The sequence below is a fragment of the Oceanicoccus sp. genome (genome assembly GCF_029238675.1).
GTDB lineage: Bacteria > Pseudomonadota > Gammaproteobacteria > Pseudomonadales > Dasaniaceae > Oceanicoccus.
The window spans coordinates 1-8,401 of the sequence record NZ_JAQWFR010000019.1 but is presented as its reverse complement, the minus strand read 5'-3'; the positions used below and the strand labels follow the sequence as shown (position 1 = coordinate 8,401).

The window sequence follows — 8,401 nt, the reverse complement described above, 5'->3', positions numbered from 1 at the left end:
AGTCAGGGCTAGCGCCGATTGAGTGTTTTGAGACAGCGAAGCGTTTTAAGGCTCAAAGCCGATTGAGGGAAGGCCGGAGGGCCGCAAGACCATTTCGCAACCCTACCCCCGGCTCATCAGCGGGGCCATTTAACAAACCCCAAGACTGTAAAGTAACCACTTTATACTGGACAGCATAAGCATGCAGGCTGGATTCCCGCCTTCGCGGGAATGACGGTGTTCTGCGGGAATGACGATAGTCATTTTCGCCGAAGCCTGCCCTCGAGCGCTTTAGTCGAGGGCGGGAATGACGATAGTCATTTCGCCGAAGCCTGCCCTCGAATGCTTTAGTCGGGGGCGGGAATGACGATAGTCATTTTCGCCGAAGCCTGCCATCTATGGGAGCGGCGAAGTTTACAGTAAGCCCGCAAACGCCCCTTTTAGATCCATGTGTTCTTCAATAGCATCCGCTAATCGACTAATTTCCTTTTCCTGTAAAGCTTTATAGTCAAAGGCTTCTACCTGATCCAACCCTGCCCAGCCCAATAGTGCATCCCTGGCTTTAGTATGATCAAACAGACCGTGAAGATAAGTGCCTATAATCGCATTGTCATCCGATATAGCACCTTCGTTAGTATCGTTGATAACAGCAAAGGGTGTATCGAGTGCTGGTCCCTGGCTAATGCCTGCATGGATTTCATAAGCCTCTACAGTTGCCCGATCAATGTTTAGCTGGCCCTTGACCTGATGCAATTGCTTATCAGCTTCCAGCACGGTATTAAAATCCAGTAAACCCAGTGCATCGCTACTACCGGCTTCACTTTCAATCCCCAAGGGGTCACTGATATTATTTCCAAGCATTTGAAAGCCGCCACAAATACCCAGCAGTTTACCGCCATAACGTAAATGTTTATCTATCTCTTTATCCCAGCCTTGATCCTTTAGCCACTGCAAATCCGACCTGACACTTTTGGTGCCGGGAATAATAATTAAGTCACAGGCAGGGATAGATTGCCCGGGGCCGATATATTGCAGGTTAACCTGTGGGTGTAATCTCAATGCATCAAAATCGGTATGATTGCTGATTCGCGAAAGCACCAGCACCGCTACATTAAGAGGTTGTTGTTCGGTGACTTGCTGTGATTGTTCAATGGCGTCTTCGGCTTCAAGATGGAAACCCTGGAGGTAGGGCAGGGTAGCTAATACCGGTTTGCCAGTATGGTTTTCCAGCCAGTCGATACCCGGTTGCAGCAAAGCGATATCACCGCGAAAGCGATTAATCACAAAGCCGATCACCCGTTGTTGTTCTGATTCAGAAAGCAAGGCCAGCGTGCCAACCAGATGAGCAAATACACCGCCGCGATCAATATCCGCCACAATAATCACCGGGCAATCCACCGCTTCGGCAAAACCCATATTGGCAATATCCCGATCCCGTAAATTAATTTCAGCGGGGCTGCCTGCGCCTTCAACAACAATGGCCTCATATTGTTCGCATAAGCGCTGGTGGGATTTTAAAACTGCCGTCATAGCAGTGGTTTTATAATGATGGTAATCCACCGCCTCCATATCAGTAACCGCCTTGCCGTGAATAATCACCTGCGCCCCAGTATCACTGTTAGGCTTCAATAAAACAGGATTAAAATCAGTATGGGCTGGAATATTACAGGCCTGAGCCTGCACCGCTTGTGCTCTGCCAATTTCACCGCCATCCTCGGTTACTGCACTATTTAACGCCATATTTTGCGGTTTAAAGGGAGCGACTTTAACGCCTTTTCTTGCCAGCACTCGACATAGTCCTGCGACCAGTACACTTTTGCCTGCGTCGCTGGTGGTGCCTTGTACCATTAATGTTTTGTTAGGCATATGACTGTTCAATCTGCTTAATGCTAGCCAGTACCCGTTGATTTTCCGGGCAGCTGATATTTAAGCGCTTGGCTTCGTTGCAGAGGTAGCCATTAATAAAATCAATTTCTGTTGTTTGTTGTTGTTTGCAGTCTTGGTACATCGATGAGAAATTGTTGGCGGTAATGTTCAGGGTGTGTACTGTTTGTTCAAAAAGAGGGTTTTGAATGTCGATTGCCAACGCTTGCATTACCGTGGTGATTTCATCACACAATAATTGAATCCGTGCCATGGCTTTTTCATTATCGAGTAGCTCACCATTACGACATTGATAAATAACGGTTAAACCATTAATTGCACAGTTAATGGCAAGCTTCTGCCATTGTCTGCTATCAATATCGTCGCAGTATTTTATCGATAGGAACTGCTTTGGGAGGTATTGAATAATATGGCGATCGCCAATTAGCGTTTCTCCTTCGCCAGCATGAACCACAGTGAGTTCACTGGTTCGATAAGCCCCGTCTGTGGTAATGCCAGTAATAAGCTGCTGCGACGGTAATAGCTTGGCAATATCTTTACTGGCCATCCCGTTTTGTAAAATCAGCAATGTTGCCTGCTTATCGATATTAGGCTTGATATCGGTTAATGCCGGTAAAGTTTGCTGCGCTTTGGTAGTAACCAAGAGCTGTTTGATATTCAGTGCCGACTGCTGAACTTCGCTCACGGTTATTTGCTTAACAGTTATCGATTGCGAGTGACCGTTTTTAGTCAGTTGGATATTGCTGCCGTTGCGCTTTGTGCGAGTAATTAATACCGCCGGGAAGCCGGCCAGTGTTAAATAAGCAGCCCAAAGACAACCCATAGCTCCAGCCCCAAGAATATACCAAGGGTTGTTGTGATCGATAGCTGTTGCTTGTGTTGTTGGCATGCGCTGTGGGTGTTATCTACAGGGGGCGAAAGTTCAATGGTAGCATTTTATGAACTAATGGGGGATGCGGGCCGTGGGTATCACGGTAAGCCCCTTGGTAGTTTGATGGTCAAGCTGGGCATGAATACCATAAACGCTGGCCAGGTTGCCCTCAGTTAAAACGCTCTCTACATTACCCTCACAGGCTACCACGCCCTGATTGAGTAGCACTAAACGGTCACAAAAGCGTGCTGCCATATTTAAATCATGCATGACCACCACCGCACTGCCGCCGCGGTCACAATGTTCGCGAAATAATTCCATGGTGTGTAATTGGTGGTAGGGGTCCAGTGCGGCAATGGGTTCATCCGCTAAAACTATATTGGGTTCTGTGGCAAACATTCTGGCGATTAAAACGCGTAAACGTTCTCCGCCGGATAGGGTGCTAATAATCCGTTCGGATAGATGCTGAACCTCAGCTTGATTCATAGCGTTATCAACAATCGCCTTATCGCTACCGGTTAATTGCCCCCATGGACTTAAGTAGGGAAGGCGACCTAGTTCTACTAAGCGCCTAACCAGTAATGGCCAGTGAGCCGGTGCACCTTGCTCCAGGTAGCCCAGTGTTTGAGCCAATGTTTTGCGATGGATGCTTTTGAGGTGATGGCCATTTAATTCAATCGTGCCGCTATCGGCTTGCTGTAGATTGGCAAGTATTCTTAGTAAGGATGTTTTACCTGCACCATTGGGCCCAATAAGGCCAACAAAGTCACCGGCATCAACGGTGATGTCGACGTCGTTGAGAATAGCACTGCTATTTAAGCGCAGTGAAAGGTTTTTCCCTTGCAGCTTCATATCAGTGTATTTCGCGTCTTAATAATTAAATAGAGAAAGAAGGGGCCGCCAACTAAGGCCGTGACCACTCCCAGTTTTAACTCTTGATCCGGTGAAATAGTTTGCACGGCGATATCGGCTATCAATACCATCAGTGCGCCGCCGAAGGCACTGGCAGCTAATAATCGTCCGGGTTCATAGCCCACTAAGGGGCGCAAAATATGCGGCACTAGTAAACCGACAAAACCAATATTGCCGCTAACGGATACTGCCGCGCCAACACTTAAGGCAACACCAATCACAATAATGGTACGCTGTTTGGCTAAATGAAATCCCAGTGACTGTGCGGTTTCTTCACCTAAACTCAGAGCATTTAAAAATCGACCGCTACTTAAAATCAGTAACCAGCCCAACACCATAAACGGAGTGGCTAATTGAACATCAGCTAAACTGCGATTGGCTAATGACCCCAGCAACCAGTAAACCATTTCTGACATAGCATAAGGGTTAGGGGCAAAGTTGAGTGCCAGGGAGATTAATGAGGATGCAACCGCATTTACGGCAACCCCCGCCAGCAAGAGTGTCATTACATTGCTTTTATAGCCGCCGATCATAAAAATTAATACGACCGAAATAGCTGCGCCCACCATACCAGCAGCAGGTACGGCAAACCAAACCACAGCACCCCAGCCAAAATATAAAGCGATAACAGCACCCAGTGCTGCACAGTTAGAGACGCCGACCAAACCCGGGCCTGCTAGCGGGTTACGCAGTAAGCCCTGCATGGCAGCGCCTGCCAAACCTAGGGTTGCTCCCACCACGATAGCCAACAAGGCGCGGGGCAGGCGTATTTCGCTCAAAATCATTGCTGGCAGTGTGTGAGTGCTATTAAGGCTATCACTAAAGGCTTGGGTGATATTGATATCCGCGGGGCCAATATGTAATGCCATAAAAAATAAGGCGGCGGTTGCTAGCGCCATCAGTGACAGCAAATAGACTTGGCGAATAATCATTGGCGTTGTTCCGCCAGTGTCAGAATCGCTTTGCTGGCCAGTGGGCCGGGGCAGATCCAGTGGCTGGTAGGCACGCTGACTAAATTATTGTGACCTAATAAGCGTTTTAAAACAGGGTGGGTAACAAAACTTTGTGCCAGAGAGTTTTGATTGGGAATATCTTCATCAATAACCACCACATCGGGGTTGGAGATAACTAATTGCTCCAGGGAAACATTCCCATAGTAATCGATCCCCAGTTCTGCGCCGAGGTTGCGATAACCGGCAGCATTAAAAATTTCATTTTTTAAGGTGAACTTACCGGCGGTATAACCGTTGGGTCCATAACTGATAGCCAGTTGGGGCGGTAGTTTTGCCACCATGTTTTTAGCCTTGGCAATATCCGCTTGCATAGACTTAATTAATTGTTCTGCCCGTTCGGGTTCGCCTACCGCTTTGCCAATATCCCGGGCGAGTGTTTCAGCTTCTTTCAGTGTGGTAGGGGAATCAAAGGTGGTGGTTGGGTAACCCAGTTGCGCCATCATGGGTACGACGTTACCTGTACTATATTTTGAGCCAATAATTAAGTCGGGCTTGAGAGGGACGATACTTTCGGCTAAACCGGTATGGGTTGTTAAGCCCTGTGCTGTTTGCCATTCAAAAGAATAAATGGGGTCTACGCTTAGAAAGGTGATAGCGGCAATGCGTTCTTTTTCTACCAACTTTAATAGAATTTGATCGGTGCAAAGAGAGAGTGAGACAATGCGCTGCGGTTTAGCATTAGTCTCAGCCTGACAGCCGAGTGCTGTCAGCAATAAAAGGGCTGATGCTATATATGCAGCGACGAATTTCACAAATCAACACCTTCACGGGCCTTAACGCCAGCACGGAAAGCATGTTTAACATCTTTAATTTCAGAAACGGTATCGGCAATATCGCGAATACCTGTGCCGCCGCCGCGACCGGTAACAATCACGCTCATTTCTCTGGGGCGGTCTTTAATAGCATTAAGGATTTTATCTTCATCAAGATATTTATAAGCCAGCATATAGGTCAGTTCATCCAGAACCACTAAACGCAAAGATTCATCCTGCAACATTCTTTCCGCTTCTACCCAGGTGCGTTCCGCTGCGGCGATATCGCTTTCTCTATCTTGGGTGTTCCAGGTAAAGCCGGTACCCATTTGGTAGAAATCTACCTCGGGATGTTTGTCGCGGATAAAGATTTCTTCGCCGGAAAGCTGCACGCCTTTGATAAATTGTACAACGCCGACTTTATGGCCATAGCCAATACTACGCATTACCATACCAAAGGCTGAGCTGGATTTTCCTTTGCCGTCACCGGTTAATAAAATAACGACGCCGCGCTCTTCATCGGCTTTGGCGATTTTGTCATCGACCTTGGCCTTTTGTTTTTCCATGCTTTTTTTATGGCGGGTGTTTTTATCGGTCATGATAGGGTTTCTCTTTTAGTCAACTAAAGAAGGCGGATCCCTTCTTTAGTTGTATCTTTGCAGTAGTCTAGAGCTTGGGAGTATAAACAACCGAAAACAAAACTTCTAATCCGGGCTGTTTGTAATCACCAAGGCCAGTGAAAGAGGATGCCTGAGTTAGTACATAATCTTTCTCAAAGATATTGTCTGCTTTAAGTTGAAGCTTCCACTCATCACTTACCGTATAGGCCGTACGAAGTGCTACGGTGCCATAACCACTTAACTCTGAGTTGTTAGCCGCATCATTATAACGACTGCTGGAGGCATAGAATGTAGCGCCCACTGACCATTGGTCAAAGCTGCGGTCGATATCGATATTTAAGATTTCATCTGGACGACGGGCAAGGTTATTGCCTGTTTTGTCATCCTCTGAATCTAAAGCTGTGATGGCAGTATTGACAGTCCAGCCAGCAATTTCAGTTTCAAGTGAAATTTCTATGCCTTCAATTGTTGCTGAAGCTATTTGATCGTTAACAAAGATAGCGCTGTTATATTGAATCAGGTTTTCAATATCGTTTTGAAAAACACTGACTGACCAGTTATGGCCAGCGTTAAAACCTTTAACTGCTATCTCATAGGTTTCTGTTTCTTCCGGTACCATAGTTGGGTCACCAAAGTTAGGGAAGTACAGATCGTTAAAAGTTGGTGCTTTAAAAGCCTCGCCATAGCTTGCAATCACTTTAAGCTCGCTATTGATAGCGTAACCGCCAGCCAGATTATAGGTTTCGTAATTACCAAACTGTTCATTATCATCATGACGAGCACCGAGGTTGACCGAGAAGTCACCATGATTCAGTTGCAGCTGAGCAAAGTAACCATCGTTGTCACGTTCATCAACATCATAATCAGTAGTGCCGCTAACTTCTTCGTTGAGGAAGTCATAACCTATGGTTAAAAGCAGCTCTTTATTGATTTGGATATTGTTCAGCCAGCTGATGTCAGTTTTTTCTGTATTAAATTCCCCGCCGCTGGTGGTTGTTAGCATGTCGATGTTATCGGCTAAAGTTTCAGATTCATCTTTTGATTTGCCTGCGCTTAATATGCTGGTCCAGTTGCTGGTGATATCCAGTGAGCCTGTCAGGTTCAATGCTTCGGTGCTTGTATCGGAATAGGGTGAGCACAGTACTGAGGCAAAAGTTATCTGTGCACTACAGCTATTATCATATTCAGACTCTGATTCGCTAAGTTGGTAGCTTAGCGAAATATTGAGATCTTTGTTGATATCAACTGCACCATTGAAGCCGATAGCAGTTTGCCTAAAGGCGTCATTATCGTCACTTGGAAGGGTGGTTGTTTCAGAGTTGTCATAACCGCCGGTGTACTCGTATGAAGCAGTAAGGTTTGCCTGGTAGTTGCTACCACGCTGGCCATAACTGACAGATGCCTGGTTACTATTGTTGTTACCAACACCGCCTTTGATGCTCAGTGGAGTGTCGCTGTTGGCTTTGCGGGTAACGATGTTAACTACGCCACCAATAGCGTCTGAGCCGTATAGGCTGGATTTTGGTCCGCGAACAATTTCTACGCGCTGGATAAGTTCGGGGTCGATTTTTTCTAATGGTGAGCTACCCAGAGTTGAGCTGCCAATGCGAATACCATCGACCAGAAATAGGGTGTGGTCGGTTTGATTGCCACGCAGGGAAACGCCCGTTGATGATCCGCGGCCACCATTACTGGTAATGCTCATGCCAGCGGCTTTGCTTAACAGTTCAGCTAAGCTGCGAGCCTGGAATCTCTCAATCTCTTCTCGCGTGAAGACGGTAACGGATGAAAGCGTATCTGCAATGCTTTGTTCGGTACGCGTGGCGGTGATAATGATTTCTTCGGCTTTGCTATTACTGCGCTCGGTTGTTTGAGTTTCGGCAATAGCGTTGCTCGACAGCGCTACGGCTATCGCTAATGATAAAGATTTGTTCATGGTTGTTCCTCAATGCAAGGGGGGTTAAAAACCCATAAAAAGTGCATGAGGGAGGGAATAGCGTGGAAGTTGGAAAAGACCACTGACGACGCCCTCCGCATCATCGTTGTGCACCTCAAAAGTGGTGCGCTGCAAAAGGCTGGTATCGGGCTTCTGGTGATTAACCAGTTACCGTTGCGGGGGCAGCGCCGGATTTGAACCGGACTTCCCATTTCAGTGATTTAACAAAAATCGTTAGATCAACACCTGCTACAGTTGGCGCGCACTGTAGGTTTTTGGGGGGGTAAAGTCAAGTTACACACCCCGTCATTCTCGCCCTTACCGTCATTCCCGCGCAGGCGGGAATCCAGTGCTGTAGATTTTCGCTTTGGCGAAAATAACAGCATAACCATGCAGTCTGGATTACCGCCTGCGCGGGAATGACGGTAAGGGGG

At 47.0% G+C, this 8,401-nt stretch carries 7 protein-coding genes and 1 riboswitch; all 7 genes read right to left on the bottom strand.

Going from position 1 to position 8,401, the window contains the following annotated elements; all coding sequences use genetic code 11:
- Nucleotides 1-393 precede the first annotated feature (393 nt).
- Nucleotides 394-1,845 (bottom strand): cobyric acid synthase, encoded by a 1,452-nt coding sequence (locus P8H32_RS06655; protein ID WP_301088838.1) that lies wholly within the window; start codon nucleotides 1,843-1,845, stop codon nucleotides 394-396.
- On the bottom strand, nucleotides 1,838-2,752 hold the full coding sequence (locus P8H32_RS06650) for a 2-dehydropantoate 2-reductase (protein WP_297292795.1): 915 nt from the start codon (nucleotides 2,750-2,752) through the stop codon (nucleotides 1,838-1,840). Before P8H32_RS06650 ends, P8H32_RS06655 begins: the two co-directional genes overlap by 8 nt.
- A gap of 54 nt (nucleotides 2,753-2,806) precedes the next feature.
- Nucleotides 2,807-3,586 (bottom strand): ABC transporter ATP-binding protein, encoded by a 780-nt coding sequence (locus P8H32_RS06645; RefSeq protein WP_301088835.1) that lies wholly within the window; start codon nucleotides 3,584-3,586, stop codon nucleotides 2,807-2,809.
- Nucleotides 3,583-4,578 carry an iron ABC transporter permease gene (locus P8H32_RS06640; protein ID WP_301088834.1) on the bottom strand — a complete coding sequence of 332 codons (996 nt, stop codon included), beginning with the start codon at nucleotides 4,576-4,578 and terminating at the stop codon, nucleotides 3,583-3,585. The genes P8H32_RS06645 and P8H32_RS06640 overlap by 4 nt, the downstream gene beginning before the upstream one ends.
- Nucleotides 4,575-5,411, bottom strand: coding sequence for an ABC transporter substrate-binding protein (locus tag P8H32_RS06635; RefSeq protein ID WP_301088833.1), 837 nt, complete (start codon nucleotides 5,409-5,411; stop codon nucleotides 4,575-4,577). Before P8H32_RS06635 ends, P8H32_RS06640 begins: the two co-directional genes overlap by 4 nt.
- A complete protein-coding gene (cobO, locus tag P8H32_RS06630) occupies nucleotides 5,408-6,010 on the bottom strand; it encodes a cob(I)yrinic acid a,c-diamide adenosyltransferase (RefSeq protein WP_297292799.1) in 603 nt (200 codons plus the stop codon). Before cobO ends, P8H32_RS06635 begins: the two co-directional genes overlap by 4 nt.
- Nucleotides 6,011-6,077: 67 nt before the next feature.
- Complete coding sequence (locus P8H32_RS06625) at nucleotides 6,078-7,967, bottom strand: TonB-dependent receptor (RefSeq protein WP_301088832.1); 1,890 nt, start codon at nucleotides 7,965-7,967, stop codon at nucleotides 6,078-6,080.
- Between the two features lie 119 nt (nucleotides 7,968-8,086).
- A riboswitch (cobalamin riboswitch) is annotated at nucleotides 8,087-8,232 on the bottom strand.
- Nucleotides 8,233-8,401 lie beyond the last annotated feature (169 nt).